11 protein-coding genes and 1 pseudogene are annotated in these 16,951 nt (G+C 70.0%); 7 read left to right on the top strand and 5 right to left on the bottom strand.

What is annotated here, in order from left to right; all coding sequences use genetic code 11:
* Nucleotides 1-94 precede the first annotated feature (94 nt).
* The 3 genes from J2853_RS00480 to J2853_RS00490 all read right to left on the bottom strand — a co-directional run bounded on the left by J2853_RS00480 (nucleotide 95) and on the right by J2853_RS00490 (nucleotide 3,568).
* Nucleotides 95-1,327, bottom strand: coding sequence for an FxsB family cyclophane-forming radical SAM/SPASM peptide maturase (locus J2853_RS00480; protein WP_307553743.1), 1,233 nt, complete (start codon nucleotides 1,325-1,327; stop codon nucleotides 95-97).
* Nucleotides 1,328-1,502: 175 nt separating this feature from the next.
* Entirely contained in the window at nucleotides 1,503-2,651 is a 1,149-nt protein-coding gene (locus tag J2853_RS00485; RefSeq protein WP_307553745.1) for a low temperature requirement protein A, read from the bottom strand.
* 143 nt (nucleotides 2,652-2,794) lie between these two features.
* Nucleotides 2,795-3,568 carry a DoxX family protein gene (locus tag J2853_RS00490; RefSeq protein ID WP_307553747.1) on the bottom strand — a complete coding sequence of 258 codons (774 nt, stop codon included), beginning with the start codon at nucleotides 3,566-3,568 and terminating at the stop codon, nucleotides 2,795-2,797.
* Between the two features lie 389 nt (nucleotides 3,569-3,957).
* On the opposite strand from J2853_RS00490, the gene J2853_RS00495 reads away from it, so the two are divergent.
* The 7 genes and pseudogenes from J2853_RS00495 to J2853_RS47730 form a co-directional block, all read left to right on the top strand.
* Nucleotides 3,958-5,814: a hypothetical protein gene (locus J2853_RS00495; RefSeq protein ID WP_307553749.1), complete on the top strand. Its 1,857-nt coding sequence runs from the start codon at nucleotides 3,958-3,960 to the stop codon at nucleotides 5,812-5,814.
* 472 nt (nucleotides 5,815-6,286) lie between these two features.
* Nucleotides 6,287-8,653 carry an AAA family ATPase gene (locus tag J2853_RS00500; RefSeq protein ID WP_307553751.1) on the top strand — a complete coding sequence of 789 codons (2,367 nt, stop codon included), beginning with the start codon at nucleotides 6,287-6,289 and terminating at the stop codon, nucleotides 8,651-8,653.
* Nucleotides 8,654-8,839: 186 nt separating this feature from the next.
* Nucleotides 8,840-9,823 carry an ABC transporter permease gene (locus J2853_RS00505; RefSeq protein WP_307553753.1) on the top strand — a complete coding sequence of 328 codons (984 nt, stop codon included), beginning with the start codon at nucleotides 8,840-8,842 and terminating at the stop codon, nucleotides 9,821-9,823.
* Between the two features lie 7 nt (nucleotides 9,824-9,830).
* Nucleotides 9,831-10,748, top strand: coding sequence for an ABC transporter permease (locus tag J2853_RS00510; RefSeq protein WP_307553755.1), 918 nt, complete (start codon nucleotides 9,831-9,833; stop codon nucleotides 10,746-10,748).
* Nucleotides 10,745-13,081: a dipeptide ABC transporter ATP-binding protein gene (locus J2853_RS00515; RefSeq protein ID WP_307553758.1), complete on the top strand. Its 2,337-nt coding sequence runs from the start codon at nucleotides 10,745-10,747 to the stop codon at nucleotides 13,079-13,081. Before J2853_RS00510 ends, J2853_RS00515 begins: the two co-directional genes overlap by 4 nt.
* 13 nt (nucleotides 13,082-13,094) lie before the next feature.
* Nucleotides 13,095-14,798: an ABC transporter family substrate-binding protein gene (locus tag J2853_RS00520; RefSeq protein WP_307553760.1), complete on the top strand. Its 1,704-nt coding sequence runs from the start codon at nucleotides 13,095-13,097 to the stop codon at nucleotides 14,796-14,798.
* Nucleotides 14,799-14,897: 99 nt separating this feature from the next.
* Nucleotides 14,898-15,152, top strand: a pseudogene (locus tag J2853_RS47730) (winged helix DNA-binding domain-containing protein); the annotation flags it as partial.
* 43 nt (nucleotides 15,153-15,195) lie between these two features.
* On the opposite strand, the gene J2853_RS00530 reads toward J2853_RS47730, so the two are convergent.
* Both J2853_RS00530 and pnuC read right to left on the bottom strand, forming a co-directional pair.
* Nucleotides 15,196-16,293: an AAA family ATPase gene (locus J2853_RS00530; protein ID WP_307553764.1), complete on the bottom strand. Its 1,098-nt coding sequence runs from the start codon at nucleotides 16,291-16,293 to the stop codon at nucleotides 15,196-15,198.
* On the bottom strand, nucleotides 16,290-16,931 hold the full coding sequence (pnuC, locus tag J2853_RS00535; RefSeq protein WP_307553767.1) for a nicotinamide riboside transporter PnuC: 642 nt from the start codon (nucleotides 16,929-16,931) through the stop codon (nucleotides 16,290-16,292). The genes J2853_RS00530 and pnuC overlap by 4 nt, the downstream gene beginning before the upstream one ends.
* Nucleotides 16,932-16,951: the final 20 nt, after the last annotated feature.

Genomic DNA, 16,951 nt, shown 5'->3' on the forward strand with positions numbered 1-16,951 from the left:
GACGTCCGTGATTTTGTCGGCCCCATTCCTTCATGCCGTTCAAGCAGATGGGATGGATCAAAACATGGGCTCAGTGTAATCTTTTGAGAACTCCTCAATCGATATATGTTTTAAGTATTTTGAAGTAGCCGAGGCCGGGCGGCAAAAATCTTCCTCGCTTGTTCATCGTCCTTTGAACGGCGGCCCTGATGTGCCCGATGAGACACAGCAGGTCGGCGCAGTAGACGGAGGGGTTGGCGAAGCCGCTTCCGGCCCTGTACCGATGAGCGTAGAGTCCGCCGCCGCAGATCCGTCCGACCGGGCACGACACGCACTCCGGTGCCAGGGCGAGCTCGCCGATCTGGCGGACGGCGGTCGACGGGAGCAGGAAGAGATCGTCGAAGGAGTCTCGCCCGACGTGCAGCCCGGTCGCGGGGGCACCCTCGAAGGCGGATTTCAGGAGGTCGGACTGCTCGATCTCCCCGTCCGTCTCGATGACCACCATGGCGGCCGGGGACAGGCCGATCTGCTCACTCGCCGAGCGCCCGCCGAGCAGCAGATGGATGATCTCGCCGAACAGCCGGACCTTCACCGGTTCGGCGGGCGTGCCGTACCAGCGGTCGAACACCGCGATCAGCCAGTCGGCGTACGGGGTGACCGTCTCGTCGGTCGTGCGTCCGGGCGGGGGCTCCGACCAGTTGCCGTGCGGAAGCAGGAAATCGATCGTCGGAGGGGCGAAGCCGAGCAGCGCCTCGTACGCGCCGACGGGATCGTTGCGCAGGTCGACGGTGCAGAGCAGACCTCGGAACAGGTGCCGGAACCGCGGCGCGGTCAGCCTGTCCAGGGCTTCCACGACGGCGCTGTGGCTGCCCTTGCCCGCGGCGTCGCGGCGGCTCCGGTCGTGCATCCGCTCGTCGCCGTCCAGGCTCACCCCGACCCCGACCCCGACCCCGACCCCGACCCCGACCCTGAGCTCGTCGAACAGCGTCAGATATGCGGAGGTCAGCAGGGTGGCGTTCGTCTGAAGGCTGACATCCACCCGGACGCCGGAACCGACGGCAGACCGGACCGCGGTGACGATCCGCCTGATCGACTCCGGGCCGGCCAGAAGGGGCTCGCCGCCGTGCAGGATGAGCTCGACCGAAGTCAGATCGTGCGCGTGCGCGTGCTCCGCGATCCTTGCCGCCGTGGCGGTCACGGTCTCCGGCGACATGTGCCTGGGGCGGGAACGCCAGCTCTGGTCCGCCATCTCGTACATGTAGCAGTAGGAGCACGCCAGATCGCAACGACTGTGGATCTTCAGAATGAACTGCCGGAACGGGGTCGGCTGCCAGCCACTCGCGATCAACGCCCCGACATCGAGCGCCGACGGCCACTCGGGCGCTGCTGATCAGCCTCCACGTTGAGGCCAGGAGAGGCGCCATCAACCAGCCTGTTCGAGCATAGGGAGGTCTGTGATCATACGCAGCAGGTTATGCCGAACGGCCGGGGGTGGTCGTGCGCAGGGGCTTCGAACGCGAATGTCAATGAAGGTTCAGGCGAGAGGCCGTGCGTTGTTCCCGCGCGATCACCAGGCCTATCAGGGCGACCAGCGCGGTGAGCTGCGCGAGGGCCGACCAGAGCCCGAGCGCGACCGTCAGGAGCGAGATCAGGGCGCCCACGTTCCGCACCTGGTTGCCCGTCATGCCGAGGACCCGGCGGAACCAGGCGTTGCCTGCCATGAACAGGGCGACCCCCACGGCCAGGACGACGGCGGCGCTGAGCTTCAGCGGATCGGTCGGATGCCCGATCGCCTTCTTGACGCCCGCGGCGACGGCGACGACGCCCAGCAGGATCGGGATGTGCGCGTAGAAGTAGGCCCCGAGGATCAGGCGGGTGCGCCGCACCGGCTCGGCCGCCGCCAGAGCGTGTTCGGCGCTCACCTCGTCGTCCCCGCCGAAGTAGAGCCACCACAGGCAGGCGGCCAGCGCGAGACCGAGCACCGCCGCCAGGCCGAGGGCGAAGTCGACGTGCAATCCGGCGGCGCCGATGCCGATCGCCACGACCGACTCGCCGAGCGCCACGATCACCAGCAGGCCGTGGCGCTCGACGATGTGCCCGGTCCTGAGGTTGAAGCCCTTCTGCCCGATGAAGTACGGGCTGCCCCAGAGCAGCGCCACCGCGGCGCCCCAGAGCAGGTAGTTGTACGGCTCGCCGGCGAAGCTCGCCAGGCCGACCAGCGCCACCCCGCCGAGGTTGAACGGGATCACCCGGGCGAAGGCCGAGGTGGCCTGGATGTACAGCCCGGCGTGGACGGTGATCAGCAGCAGGTACCCGATGGTGAACGCCATGCCGTCGCCGTCGAAGACCGCGGGGATCGACAGCGCCACGATCATGAACCCGGCCATGCCCAGCAGGATCAGTATCCGGCGGGCGGGCCGGACCGGGGGAACCGCGTTGGTCAGCCAGGCGTAGCCCGCGTACATCCACCAGATGACGCCGAACACCAGGAGCACGCGCAGTGCCCCCTCGAAGGATCGGCCGTCCTGCAATCCCTGCACCAGAAGGTTGGTGAGCTGGGTGACGGTGAAGACGAAGACCAGGTCGAAGAAGAGTTCGAGAGTGGAGACGCGGAGCTCGGTCTCCGCCGGGGCGGATTCCACCCGCTCCGCGAACCAGTCGGGTAAACGCATCTGATCATTGTGTGGCCGGGGAGGCCCGGTATGGATACCTCTGGAGAAGGATGGCGTCGTTTCCGCGGGTGAGTGCTTGTCCAGGTCGTCCGTTTAGCTTTCGGCGGACTTGTCCCTCCTCCCCGCCACAGGGGTTTCGCCGTTCAGCTCCTGGGCGATTCGTCCTTCTTACCCGCCACGAGGGTGTCGCCGGCCTTCTCCGGGGCGGGCGTGACGACCGGCGCGGGCGCGGTCGCGGGGGACGCGGCGCCGGCGGGGGGCCGGCGGGTGCGCGCGCGAGGGCGGGCGGCGGCGGGGAACTCCGCGGTGTCGGCGGTGTCGGCGGTGTCGTGCGGACCGTCCGGGGCGGAGGCCTCCGGCTTGTCCGTCTTCCGCTCGGAGGCGCGGTCGCCGTGGTCGGAGCCGTCGGCGACGGGCGGGGCGGGCGCGGCGGAGGTCTCCGGCTCGCGCAGCGAGGCGAGGACGTCGTCGGCCTCGGCGTCGGCGGCGAAATCCTCGGCGGCCTCGGCGTCGCGCCGTTTGATCACCACCATGTGGTCGACCGACAGGCGGCCCGCGCCGCCGACCGCCAGAAGGATGGAGGCCGCTCCGAGTGCCACGATCAGGTTGATGTCGCCCCCGGTCAGGGGCAGTCCCTGGTCACCGCTGGCCACCACGAACACGGCGACGGCCTCGGCGAACAGCAGCAGCCCGCAGGCGGGTACGGCGAGCCCGGCCACGAGCAGGGCGCCGCCGATGAGCTCGGTCAGCATCGTGGTGGCGGCCCATACCTCGGGGACGGGGGCGCCCAGGCTGCCGAACTGGTCGCCCGTGGCGATCAGACCCGCTTGCAGCTTGTGCCAGCCGTTGGCGAAGAAGATCCCGCCCACGCCCAGTCTGGCGGCCAGGGAGGCAAGATCGTGGAGGGTTCGTCGCACGGTTCCTCCTTCGGGGCGGATTCCCCATTCTTGCCCATGTCTTGACCAATACCTGACCGAAAGGGGACTCTCCAAACTCTCGTGCGTGGTCGTGCCGGTCGGGGAACCGGCGCGCTCCCGAATCGCCTGCCGGACGCTCTCCACCCGGCCGGGACGCCGAGCGCTTCCCCCGGCCCTGGCGGGGATCCGGCCGTGGCTCGACGGGCCGCGGCCGGCGGCGAACGGATGATCGATTCGCACTGATCAGGTGCCTCGCGTGACACATTCGCGACCTCTCTAGAGAGATACAGGCATATAGCCGCTATCTAGGCAAACGGCGATCTCGCACGGACCATGGTGATCATGGGGAGTCAGATCGTGGTCGGCCGGCGCGAGGCCCGTGAACCACCGTGGTGAGAGGTCCTGACGAACAGGACATCGAGCGGATCCCGCTCTCGCCGTCTCCGGGCGGCCCCCGGGAATGGTGCGCCGAGGCCGTCGACCTGCTCGGCCAGGATCAGCCGGAGGCCGCACTGGACGCCGCCCGCCGGGCGGTGGACCTCGATCCCGGGACCGACTGGGGCTACCGCCTCGCCAGCCTGTCGTTCGAACGCCTCGGCCGCGACGCCGAGGCCGTGGCCGCCGCGGAGGAGGCCGTACGGCTGGCGCCCGGGTCCTGGACCGCGCGCCTGCGCCTGGGCGCGGCCCTGCGCCGGGTGCCGGGACGCTGGCGTGAATCGTGGGCCCAGGCGGCCAGGGCCGTACGCTACGCGCCCGAGGAGCCCGACACGCACGTCCTCGTCGGCGATCTCGCGCTGGTGCGCGGCGAGTACCGGCGCGCGGAGACCGCCTACCGCAACGCGTTGCGCCGCCTGGACGACCACCCCGCCGCCAGGATCAACCTCGGCCTGACGCTTCTGCGCTGGGAACGCCCTCGGGGCCACCACGATCCCGCCTGGCCGATCGACCCCCGCGAGACCGGGCGGGCCAGGCGCGCCCTGGAGGTGTGGTCCCGGCAGACCCGCATCCTGCTCGCCCTGGCGTTCGTCGTGGTCGGCGTGGCGGCCTTCGGGTTCGGTCTGGTCACCGAGGCGAGGATCGCCGGTGGGGCGATGCCCGTCGTCGTCCTGGCGATCACCCTCAGGCAGGCGCACCGGGTCAGGCTCTGGCCCTACGTGCCCGGCATGCTCGCCCGCGACCTCTGGCTCAGCATGTCCGTCTCGATCACCTTGGTCGGGGTCGCCGCCTATGTCGCGGCGGTGGCCACCCTTCCCGCGGAGGTTCCCGCGCTCACCCTCGGCTCCGCGCCGGACATGGTGAGCGGTGTCTGGGCGGGTCTCGCGGGACTGGTCCTCTTCAACGGCGTGGCCGTGCTGGTCCTGCGCGTGCTGGTGGAGGCATGGCGCGGGCGGCCGGTCAGGGCGCTGGCCGAGTTCACCGCGGTCCACCAGGACCGTACGGCCCGGCGGAACATCGACGTGACCCTCTGGCTGGTGGTGGGCCGGGCGTGGTCGGCGCTGGCCGCGGTCGCGGGGCTCGCCCTGATCCTGGGCGAGCCGCGAGGGGCCTTCGCCGCGCCGGCCGTCCCGCTCGCGCTCGCCTGGGTGCGCGCCCGGGGCGGACTGTCCTCCTGCCTCGGCCGGGTGCTGTTCGTGGATCGCTGGCTCGTGGCCGCGCTGGCCCTGCTGGCGGTGGCGTCGCTCGCGCTCGCCGGGGTGGCGGTCTCGCATGTGCTCGGCCTGCCCCCGGACGTGGGCGGCCTCGCCGGGTGGGCGGGGGCGGGGGCGCTGGCCGTACTGGTGGCGGTGTTCGCCACGAGGTCGGTACAGGCGTGGTGGAGGGGCGCGCAGGGACCGTGGCGGGCATCTCTGATCATGTGTGAGAGCTACGGCCGGCGCGTGCCCGGCGACGTGGGGCCACCGGTGGGGCTCAGCGGGGAGGTGCGCGACGCCTTCGCCTACGCCCGCGGGGTGGTGCTCGCCTACGCCGACCCCAGCGGGCCGCGCGTGCTGGCCGTCGGGGCGGTCAGCTCGGTCGGCCCGAGCGGCGAGCTTCGCCTCATCGCCGCCTCCGACGCCTGGGAGGCGGCCGAGCGTGACCCGAGGGTGGCGGTGTTCGTCGCCGATCCGCTGGACCGCCGGTTCTGGGCCGAGGTGCGCGGCATCGCGATCGGCGACGGCGAGGCCGACGTGCTGAGGGTCACTCCCAAACAGGTCGTGGTCGGCGAGTACCCCGGCCGCCATCAGGGCCGCTCCCGCCCGGGCTGAGCGGAGTTCGTCCGGGCCGTTCCCGTCCAGGTTGAGGGGAGCTCGTCCGGGCCGTTCCCGCCCGGGCCGGGGGGAGTCCGTCCGGGCCGTTCCCGCCCGGGCCGAGGGGATCGTTCCGACCGGGAAACCGCCTGGCGGGGGCCTCACCCGATCGCCGTCGTCCGCGCCGCCCCGCCCGGATTCCCCACGCCCGTCCCCCGAGGGCGTGCGGAAGATTCCGCTGTGGGAAACAGCCGGTTCTGTCCGGACGGAACGCGGGATCCCGGTCGCCCGTGAGACGCCGGAAAGGAGGGCGAAAAGAGATACTTGCCCGCCCAGGAGCAGGGGGCCGGAACTTGGTGCCTGGATCGTAGAGTTAATCCGATCTCATCCGTATATCTGATCGTGTCCGTACGACGGCGTGGCGTGGCGCTCAGGCACGAGCAAACGCATCCTCGTTGCGGTATAACCGGGGGCGGACCGGGGAGGCGTGATGCGGGAATCCGGCAGGGCCCAGCCGGCGGGGCGCGCGGCGGCACGAGATCTGTTCGAGCAGGTGAGACTGGGCTACTTCCGGATCCCTGCTCCTCGGCGCAGACTCATCTACGCCGCCGTGCTGGTCGGGTCGGTCGGGGTGGCCGGCCTGGTGGCCGGTGTGGGCCTGCACCTGTTCAACACGTTGATGATCACAATGACCCTGCTCGGTTTCGCCGCGCTGACCCTGCGCTTCCCCCGAGCCGCCGCCACCCTGGTGGTGGTGCTCGGCTGGCTGATGACGCTGTTCTTCCTCCAGGGCCTGTACGTCTGGCCGGCGGGGGTGTCGACGGCTCTGGTGCTCCTCGGCGTCTCCGCGGCGGGAGTCGCCCACCTCATCCGCTGGGTTCCCCCGTGGGTGACCACACTCCTGGCGCTGGTGCCCGCCGGCGCGGTGGCCGCCGTGCTGGCCCTCGTGTTCGCCGGCTCGCCCGGCGTCGCCGTGTGGGCCGCGTACGGCGTGGCCGCCGCGGCGCTGGCCTACCGCTTCACCCAGGCCCGCCGGGCCAGGATCGCACTGACCGCCGGGGAAGAGCAGGTCAGGGCCCGAGGCCGCGACGGCGGACACGGCGGTCCCGTCTCCGCGTCCGGCGAGCCGTCCGCGCCGCCGCCGATATCGGTGGAGGAGGCGCTCGGTGAGCTGGAGAGCATGATCGGCCTGGCGCCGGTGAAGGAGCAGGTGCGCTCGATCGCCGCCTCGATCGAGGCGGCGAGGTTACGCAAGGAGGCCGGATACTCCACCGAGCCGCCGATGCGTCACTTCGTGTTCGTCGGACCGCCCGGCACCGGCAAGACCAGTGTGGCCAGGACCGTCGCGAAGATCTTCTATGCCTTCGGCCTGCTGGAGACGCCCTACGTCGTGGAGGCGCAGCGAGCCGACCTCGTGGGGGAGTTCCTCGGGGCCACCGCGATCAAGACGAACGAGCTGGTGGACCGGGCGCTCGGCGGGGTGCTGTTCATCGACGAGGCCTACAGCCTGGTCAACTCCGGTGAGGGCCAGCCCGACAGGTTCGGCGCGGAGGCCGTGCAGACGCTGCTCAAACGGGCCGAGGACGACCGCGACCGGCTGATCATCATTCTGGCCGGATACGAGAAGGAGACGACCGCCTTCCTGTCCTCCAACCCGGGTCTGTCCAGCCGGTTCTCCAGCCGGGTCCGCTTCCCCAGCTACGGCCCCGAGGAGCTGCTGCGGATCACCGAGCTGCTGCAGCTGCGGCGGGGCGACCGGATGGCCGAGGACGCCAAACCCGTACTGTTCGCCCGGTTCGAAGACGTTCACCGGCGGGCCTTGGTCGACGAGCTGGGCAACGCCCGGTTCGTCCGCAGCCTGGTGGAGGCCGCCGCCCAGGCCAGGGACGTGCGCGTGGTGGGCGGGGGCGGCTCACCCACCACCGAGGACCTGGTGACCACCGTCGAGCGCGATGTCACGAAGGCGTTCGACGAGCTCACCGCCCGCTACCGCGGCTACCAGGCCACGCCCACCCTGGAGGAGGCGCTCGCCGACCTGGACCGGATGGCCGGCCTGGAGCCCGTCAAACGGCAGGTGCACGCGATCACCGCGCAGCTCAGGGTGGCCAAGATGCGCCAGGAGCGGGGGCTGCCCACCCCGCCGCAGATGAGGCACTTCGTCTTCGCCGGACCGCCGGGCACGGGCAAGACCACCGTGGCCCGCATCCTGGGCCGCATCTTCGCCGCGCTGGGCCTGCTCGCCCAGCCCGACGTGGTCGAGGCCCAGCGGGCCGACCTGGTCGGCCAGCACCTCGGGGCCACCGCGATCAAGACGAATGAGCTGGTGGACCGGGCGCTCGGCGGGGTGCTGTTCATCGACGAGGCGTACGGCCTGGTCAACTCCGGCTACTCCGGGGGCGACGCCTTCGGCAACGAGGCCGTGCAGACGCTGCTCAAGCGGGCCGAGGACGACCGCGACCGGCTGGTGATCATCCTGGCCGGGTACGGCCGGGAGATGGACGCCTTCCTGTCCTCCAACCCGGGTCTGGCCAGCAGGTTCAACCAGCGCATCCGGTTCCCCTCCTACTCTCCGGACGAGCTCGCCGAGATCGCCGGCCTGCTCGCCGAGAAGTCGGGCGACAGGTTCGACGACGCCGCCCGCCAGGACCTGGCGGAGGTCTTCACCTGGGTCTGCGACGAGGGACTGATCGACGGCCTGGGCAACGGCCGGTTCGCGCGCTCGCTGTTCGAACGCGCCGCGATGCGCAGGGACGTCCGCCTGGCCGCCGTGGGCGGCGGGACCGCCAGCGCCGCCGACCTGACCACGATCACCAGCGCCGACCTGCGCGCCGCCGTGGACGAACTCGCCGGGCGCTGAACACCCGCGCCCGGACCCTCGCCGATCTCGCGCGGAGCCCGCCTCGGGCCCGCCCTCGCGAGACGGAGCGGCCAAACACCGCCGTTTGCTGAGATCGCGCCCCCGAATCAGTACTCTATGCATTCGGCCGGTCGCCCGATGTAGCAGGATGGCCGGCGGCGGCAAGAGGGCTCCGGAGGGGGGACGATGACGGGATTCCTCGTCCGCAGGCTGCTCAACTACCTGGTGCTGATCATCGTGGCCACGAGCCTGGCGTACATGCTGGCGGCCAGCGCGCTCAATCCCCGCTCGAACTACGAGGGACGCAACCCCCCGATCCCACCGGCGGTCATCGACGCCCGCCTCACCGAGCTGAACCTGAACGACGAGACCCCGCTGTTCCAGCGCTACCTGACCTGGGCGGGCGATCTCGTCCAGGGCGACTTCGGCAAGACGGTGACGGGCGACTCGGTCAACGAGGACCTGGCGAGACGGATCGGCGTCACCCTGCGCCTGATCACGACCGGGATGATCCTCGGCAGCATCACCGGCGTGCTCGTCGGCGCCTACGCGGCGGTCAAGCAGTACGGCGCGTTCGACCGGCTGGCGACCGGGATCTCCTTCGTCGTCCTCGCGGTCCCCACGGTCGTGCTGGCCAACATTCTGATCATCGCCGTGATCTGGCTCAACGACGCGGTCGGCACCCAGGTCTTCCTCGTCAGCGGCGAGGCGACCCCCGGGCTCCCGGGCGGGTTACTCACCCGGCTCCTCGACCGGCTCCAGCACCTGATCCTGCCCACGCTCTCGCTCTCGCTCGGTCTGATCGCCGTCTACAGCCGTTACCAGCGCAACATGATGCTCGACGTGCTCGGCGCCGACTTCATCCGCACGGCCATGGCCAAAGGGCTGCGCCGCCGCACCGCGCTGACCCGGCACGCACTGCGCACCGCGCTGATCCCGGCGGTCACCTACTTCGCCTTCACCTTCGGCTCGCTGCTGGTCGGCACCACGTTCACCGAGAAGATCTTCGGCTGGCACGGCATGGGCGAGCAGCTGGTCAACTCCATCTCCACCAACGACGTCAACACCGTCGCGGCCATCAGCTGTTTCGCCGCCCTGGCGGTGCTGCTGGCCGCGCTGGCCTCCGACGTGTTCCACGCCGTCCTCGACCCGCGGGTCAGGGTGGGGTGAGCGGGCGATGACCATCTCCGAGGAGGAGCTCGCCGAGCAGCGGTCGGCGATCGGCCGGATCCAGGCGCCCTCGCGGCTGCGGGTGGTCGCGGGCCGCTTCTTCGGCTCGCTCCAGGGCCGGATCGGATTCGCGCTGCTGGGGCTGATCTTCCTGCTGGCCTTCGCCGGGCCGTACGTCGGCAGGTGGACCTACACCGACCAGGACTTCTCGGCGTTCCTCCAGCCGCCCTCCGCCGAGCACTGGTGGGGAACCCTGCAGACGGGGGCCGACGTGTACGCGGTCACGTTGCGCGGCATGCAGAAGTCGCTGATCGTCGGCCTGCTCGCCGCGGTGCTCGGCACCACGCTGGCGGCCGTGGTGGGGGCCTTCGCCGGATACTTCACGGGCTGGACCGACCGATCACTGACCTGGGTGACCGATTTGATGCTGGTGCTCCCGGCCTTCCTGATCCTGGCGATCATGTCCCCGCTCTTCGAGGGCAGCGACTGGCTGCTGTTCGTGCTGGTACTGGCCGTTTTCCTCTGGATGGTCACCTCGAAGATCGTCCGAAGCATGACCATCTCGCTCAAGGAGCGGGAGTTCATCCAGGCGGCCAGATTCATGGGCGTGCCGCCGATAAAGATCATCTTTCGTCACATCATCCCGAACATGTCCTCGCTGCTGGTCGTGGACGCCACGCTGAACGTCAGCGCCGCGATCCTCACCGAGACCTCCCTGTCCTACTTCGGCTTCGGTATCCAGCCGCCCGACGTCTCGCTGGGCAGCCTCATCGCGGACGGGGCCAGGACCGCCATCTACGCCCCCTGGACGTTCTGGTTCTGCTCCGGACTGCTGATCGTCACCGTGCTCGCGGTGAACCTGGTGGGCGACTCCCTCCGTGACGCCTTCGACCCCACCGCACAGAGGGGTAGGCGGAACACATGAGCGAGTACGACGGGCGGCCGGGAGACGCGAGGTTCCAGGACGCGGGAAACGGAGGGCCCAGATGGGCCGGAGCGGGAGGCCCCGGAGCCGATCCGGTCCTTGAGGTGGCCGATCTCAACGTCACCTTCGGTTCCGGCCCCGGCGCGGTGCGCGCGGTCAGAGGCGTCGGCTACGCGGTCCGTCCCGGAGAGGTGCTCGGCATCGTCGGCGAGTCGGGCTCCGGCAAGTCGGTCACCTCGCTGGCCGTGATGGGCCTGCTGCCGTCGCACGCCCGTGTCACCGGATCGGTGCGGCTGCTGGGCAAGGAGATCCTGGGGGCGACGGAGAAGACGCTCACCGCGTTCCGCGGCAAGACGATCTCGATGGTCTTCCAGGACCCGCTCTCCGCGCTCACCCCGGTCTACCGGGTGGGCGCCCAGATCGCCGAGGCCGTACGGATCCATCAGAAGGTCACCGCGGAGCAGGCCGCCAAGCGCGCCGTGGAGCTGCTCGACCTGGTCGGCATCCCCAACGCCGCGCAGCGTGCCAGGGCGTTCCCGCACGAGTTCTCCGGCGGCATGCGCCAGCGCGCGATGATCGCGATGGCGATCGCCAACGATCCCGACGTGATCGTCTGCGACGAGCCGACCACCGCGCTCGACGTCACCATCCAGGCGCAGGTGCTGGAGGTGCTCAAGAAGGCGCAGCGGGAGACGGGCGCGGCGATCGTCATCATCACCCATGACCTGGGGGTGGTGGCCGGGTTCGTCGACCGGGTCCTCGTCATGTATGCCGGACGGGCCGTCGAGGTCGGGTCCGTGGACGACGTCTACTACCGCACGCGCATGCCGTACACCATGGGACTGCTCGGCTCGATCCCCCGCCTGGACCACGGCGGGGAGCAGCCGCTGGTCCCGATCGAGGGGAATCCGCCCTCACCGGCGGCGCTGCCGCCCGGCTGCCCGTTCGAGCCGCGCTGCCCGCTGGCCGTTCCCGAGTGCGCCGAGGCGGAGCCCGCGCTGGAGCCGGTGGGCTCGCCCGGTCACCTGGTCGCGTGCATCCGCTCGGAGGAGATCGAGGCGGCGGGCTGGTCGCCCGCGCAGGTCTACGGCGTGCGGGGCGAGGGCGGGCCCGCCACCGGCTTCGCCGCCGAGGGCGTCACCGGACCCGCCGACAGGCCCGCCGTCGAGGGCGTCACCGGACCCACCGGCAGGCCCACCCCCGAGGGCGTCACCGGACCCACCGGCAGGCCCACCCCCGAGGGTGTCACGGAGTCCGCCGGGAAGCCCGCCACCCAGCCCGTCACCCGGCCGGTCGCTCCGGGGCGGACGGTGCGACCGCCGCGCGAGGAGCGCGACGTGGTCCTGTCCGTGGACGACCTGATCAAGCATTACCCCCTGATGAAGGGCTCGCTCTTCAAACGGCGGGTCGGCACGGTCTACGCGGTGGACGGCATCAGCTTCGACATCCGCGAGGGGGAGACGCTCGGCCTGGTCGGCGAGTCCGGTTGCGGCAAGACGACCACGCTGATGGAGATCCTGGAGCTGGTCAAGCCGCAGCGGGGCAGGGTCGTGGTGCTGGGCCGTGACACCTCAGCCCTGGGCGCCCGCGATCGGATGGCGATCCGCAGGGACATGCAGGTCGTCTTCCAGGACCCGCTGGCCTCGCTGGACCCCAGGATGACCGTCTACGACATCCTCGCCGAGCCGTTGCGCACGCACGGGATCAGGGACCCCGGGCCGAGGATCCGGGAGTTGCTCGGCCTGGTCGGCCTGGAAGCCGCCCACGCGGCCCGCTACCCGCAGGACTTCTCCGGGGGCCAGCGCCAGCGCGTCGGCATCGCCCGCGCGCTGGCCCTTGAACCCAGGCTGATCGTGCTGGACGAGCCGGTCTCGGCGCTCGACGTGTCCATCCAGGCGGGTGTGATCAACCTGCTGGAGGAGCTGAAGGACCGTCTGAGGCTGTCGTACCTGTTCGTGGCGCACGACCTGGCCGTGGTCCGGCACATCGCCGACCGGGTCGCGGTCATGTATCTCGGGAAGATCTCCGAGATCGGACAGGTCGGCGAGGTCTACGACGCCCCGATGCACCCCTACACGCAGGCCCTGCTGTCGGCGGTGCCGCTGCCCGACCCCGAGAAGGAACGCTCCAGGAAACGGATCCTTCTCGAAGGCGACCTGCCCAGCCCGGCCGACCCGCCCTCCGGTTGCCGCTTCCGCACCCGCTGCCCCAAGTTCAAGACCCTCGGCGAGACCGACAGGGAGCGGTGTGTGAACGAGGAGCCACAGGTCCGGCCCCTCGGCGAGGACCACGGCGCCTCGTGCCATTTCGCCGAGAAGCTTGAAGTCGTGTAATCCGGGAGGAATCGTGACACCAATCCGGCGCGTGAGCGCGCTGGCCGCCGCGCTGGCCGTGGCCGGCTCGCTGGCGCTGGCCGGTTGCGGCGGCGGACGAAGCGGTCCGCGGCCCGGATCCCCCTCGGAGATCAAGGCCTACGACATCAACCCGGTCGCCAGGGAGCGGATCAGGGACGGAGGTGTTCTCCGCTGGGGGATCAACGAGTATCCCGCCAACTGGAACCTCAACCACGTCGACGGCAACCTCGCGACGGTCAAGAGGATCACGGACGGGCTCATGCCCTCGCCCTTCCGCTCAGACGAGAAGGGCAAGATCTCCGCGAACACCGACTACCTGCTGGCGGGCAGGCTCACGGAGAGCCGGCCCAGACAGGTCGTCACGCTGGCCCTCAACCCAGAGGCCAGGTGGTCCGACGGCACGCCGATCACCTGGGAGGACTACCGAGCCCAGTGGCAGGCGCTGAGCGGCAAGAACGGCGACTACCGCGTCGCCGGCACCACCGGCTACCAGGATATCGCGAGAGTGGAGAGGGGCAGGGACGACCACCAGGTCGTCATCACCTTCGCCAAGCCCTTCGGCGACTGGCAGTCGCTGTTCGCCCCGCTCTATCCGAAGGTCACCAACGCCACTCCCGAGGGGTTCAACGACGGCTGGCTGAACCGGATCCCGTTGACCGCCGGTCCGTTCAGGTTCGTCGCGTTCGACCCGACGGCCAAGACGATCACCATCGGCAGGGACGACCGCTGGTGGGGAGACCGGGCCAAGCTCGACCAGATCATCTACCGCTCGCTGGAGAGCGACGCGCTGATCGGCGCCTTCAGCAACGGCGAGCTGGACACCTTCGACATCGGCCCCTCCGCGCCCGACTACGCGCGGGCCAGGCTCACCCCGGACGCGACCGTACGGCAGGCCGCCGGGCCCGACTTCCGGCACATCACGATGAACGGCGAGAGCGCGATGCTCTCCGACGTCAAGGTCCGCCAGGCCATCACGATGGGCATCAACCGCCAGGCCATCGCCCAGTCGGACCTGCAGGGCCTGGACTGGCCGATCGTCCTGCTGAACAACCACTTCTTCATGAACACCCAGAAGGGATACCGCGACAACGCCGGCGAACTCGGCGTCTACAACCCCGGCAGGGCCGGGCAGATGCTGGACGCCGCAGGCTGGAAGCTGGAGGGCCGGACCCGCAGGAAGGACGGAAGGGAGCTCAACCTGCGGTTCGTCATGCCCTCCGGCTTGCAACTCGCCAAGGCCGAGGCCGAACTGACCCAGAACATGCTCGCCCGGATCGGGGTCAAGGTCACCCTCCAGACGGTACCCGGCGACGATTACTTCACCGCGTACGTCATTCCCGGCAACTACGACATCACCGCGTTCTCCTACGTGGGCACGCCTTTTCCCGTCTCCAGCGGGTACGGCCAGTACGCCAACGCCACGAAGGACGCCCAGGGCGTCAAGCGATGGAACGCCAACCTCGGCCGCATCGGCTCCCCCCAGATCGACGCCGCCATGAACAAGGCGACCGGCGACCTTGACAGCGCCCGGGCCATCGTCGGCACGAACGCCGCCGACAGGCTGATCTGGCAGGCGGTGAACGTGGTGACGCTCTACCAGCGTCCCCAGAACGTCGCCGTCAAGGAAACCATCGCCAACTTCGGCGCCCGTGGCTTCTACGACCTGAGATACCAGGACATCGGGTTCGTCGAATAGACCTGCCCGGCAGGCTGGTCCAGTCGCTGGGGTGGGGGCGCGACGCGGACGGCGGCGGTCTGATGCCGGTAAGTCAGTGGCACGGGTGACGACGCGACCACTGGGGCCCATCTGCTCCCTGTCTTCGACCAGGACATTCTTGCCGCCCTACGTGACCTCGAACCCCTTCTGCCCGGGGAGGCCAGGCCGAAGGTCAGCCGGGCCGCCGGATGGATCTCCCAGGTCGTGATCCATCCGGGCCGGGTGGTCGGGACCTGGGAGGCGAAGAACGGCGAGTCCGTCTTCGACCTGTTCGGGACCGTGCCCGCCGCCCCCGCCGGGGAAACCGGGCGAATGAGGAAACTCCAGGTCTGACGGCGGCCCGGCACGCGAGCCTCCACGTCGGGCCGCAGGCCGTTCAGAGTGGCGCGGCGAATGCCCAGCCTCGGGCGATCACGGTGTCGATCGCTTCCACGGCCTGCTCCAACCGCGCACGCGGTGGTCCGGACACCACGAGGTGCGGCAGCTTCCGCAGGGCCAGTTCCTCGCGGAAGCGGGCGTCCATCCGATGCCGGATCGCTTCGCCGTCCCGCCAGCCGTCCTGCTCGAACGGCACGCCCTCCACCGAGGTGTGGATCCACAGGTCATGCCGGGCGCGCGGATACACGGGGTAGGCCACTCCCAAGTAGCGCTCGTGCCAGAGCGAGGTGGCGAACGCGTCGGTGTCGCAGACCAGTAGTGGCGAGCCGGTGCGGGCGGCGGCGTCTTCCCAGAGGAGCTGGCGTTCGGCGATCGTCTCGAACTCTGAGGACTCCCATTCCAGATCGTCCAGCCATGGTTCGGGCAGACCGGAGGATTTGGCGCGGCGGCGGGCCAAGGCGAGCTTCTCTTCGCAGTACGTCCTGCCGTACTCGGGCACCCACCTGGTTGCCGCCCACGGACCACCTCGGGCGGAGTAATGGGCGGACAGATCCCTGGCCAGAGTGGTGGTCCCGCTGGACTCCGCGCCGACGACCACTACGCGACGGGCCAGATGGCCTCGGACCGGGGGAGAGAGCCACTGCCAGCACGAGGCTGGGTCGCGCCTGGCCATCGTGCCGCTTACCGGGAAGCGCTCGCGGCCGGGGTCGACGCCGATGTGGGCGGCGCCGAACCGGTGGGCCAGTTCCGGACCGTACTCCTCCGAGGAGAACACCGCGTCGATCTCCTGAGCTTCGCCGTGCGCGAGGGCGAGTGCGTGCCGGAACACCGTGACGTGCGCCGACCAGATTTCTGGATCGTCGTAGTCGATCTCAACGTCGTCGACCACCGGGGCGATCGTCACCTCGGCCTGCGGATGCGCCTCACGCAGCCAAGCCGCTCGCAGTGCCAACGGGATGCTCTCCGAGGTCGAGGCGGTGACCACCACGCTCACCCTGGCGCACCGCGCCGCCGCGGTGTTGATCAAGTGGTGATGACCCGCGTGTGGAGGGTAGAACTTGCCGACCACCAGGCCGTGGGCGAAAACCAGGCTCATGCCGTCACCGAGATTGGCCGAACCGTGAGATCCCTGCGCCAGGCCAGCAGGCCCGAGACGCAGAGCGCGAGGAAGATCACGTAGAGGGCGCCGGTGAGGTAGAGGCCTTTGTGGACGTAGAGCGGAATGTAGATCAGATCGGCCACGATCCACAGCCACCACGACTCCACCAGTTTGCGGGTTTGCCCGTAGGTGGCCATCAGCGAGAGCGCGGTGGTCAGGGCATCCCAGAAGGGCACGGTCGAGTTGGTCCAGGTGATGAGGGTGATGGTGAGCGCGATGGTGGCGGCGACACCGCCACCGATCAGCGCGGCCCATTCGGCGCGATCCGTCCTTCGGACCGTCAGCCTGGTCCGGCCTGCCCCGCCGTACAGCCACTGCCACCACCCGTACAGCCCGAGCGCCACGTAGAGGATTTGCAGGGCCGCGTCGGCGTAGAGCCCGACGGTCAGGAAGACCAGCCCGAGCAGGATCACGTTGGCGACGCTGATCGGCCAGTTCCAGAGGTGCTGGCGGGCTACCAGCCAGACCGTGAGGATCCCGGTGGCGAAGCCGAGGAGCTCGGCCCAGTTGGTCGGCGCCCCGGCGATGACGAAGACGGGTCGGAGGAGGGGGTCCAGGAGCTCCGCGAGCGTCATGCGATCTCCTTAATCGTCGT

The sequence above is a fragment of the Streptosporangium lutulentum genome (assembly GCF_030811455.1).
Taxonomy (GTDB): Bacteria; Actinomycetota; Actinomycetes; order Streptosporangiales; family Streptosporangiaceae; genus Streptosporangium; species Streptosporangium lutulentum.

Excerpts from the sequence above, each read along its gene's own strand:
- J2853_RS00485 (WP_307553745.1), bottom strand. The coding sequence starts at position 2,651 with ATGCGTTTACCCGACTGGTTCGCGGAGCGGGTGGAATCCGCCCCGGCG.
- J2853_RS00500 (WP_307553751.1), top strand. The coding sequence starts at position 6,287 with ATGCGGGAATCCGGCAGGGCCCAGCCGGCGGGGCGCGCGGCGGCACGA.
- J2853_RS00505 (WP_307553753.1), top strand. The coding sequence starts at position 8,840 with ATGACGGGATTCCTCGTCCGCAGGCTGCTCAACTACCTGGTGCTGATC.
- J2853_RS00510 (WP_307553755.1), top strand. The coding sequence starts at position 9,831 with ATGACCATCTCCGAGGAGGAGCTCGCCGAGCAGCGGTCGGCGATCGGC.
- J2853_RS00515 (WP_307553758.1), top strand. The coding sequence starts at position 10,745 with ATGAGCGAGTACGACGGGCGGCCGGGAGACGCGAGGTTCCAGGACGCG.
- J2853_RS00530 (WP_307553764.1), bottom strand. The coding sequence starts at position 16,293 with ATGAGCCTGGTTTTCGCCCACGGCCTGGTGGTCGGCAAGTTCTACCCT.
- pnuC (WP_307553767.1), bottom strand. The coding sequence starts at position 16,931 with ATGACGCTCGCGGAGCTCCTGGACCCCCTCCTCCGACCCGTCTTCGTC.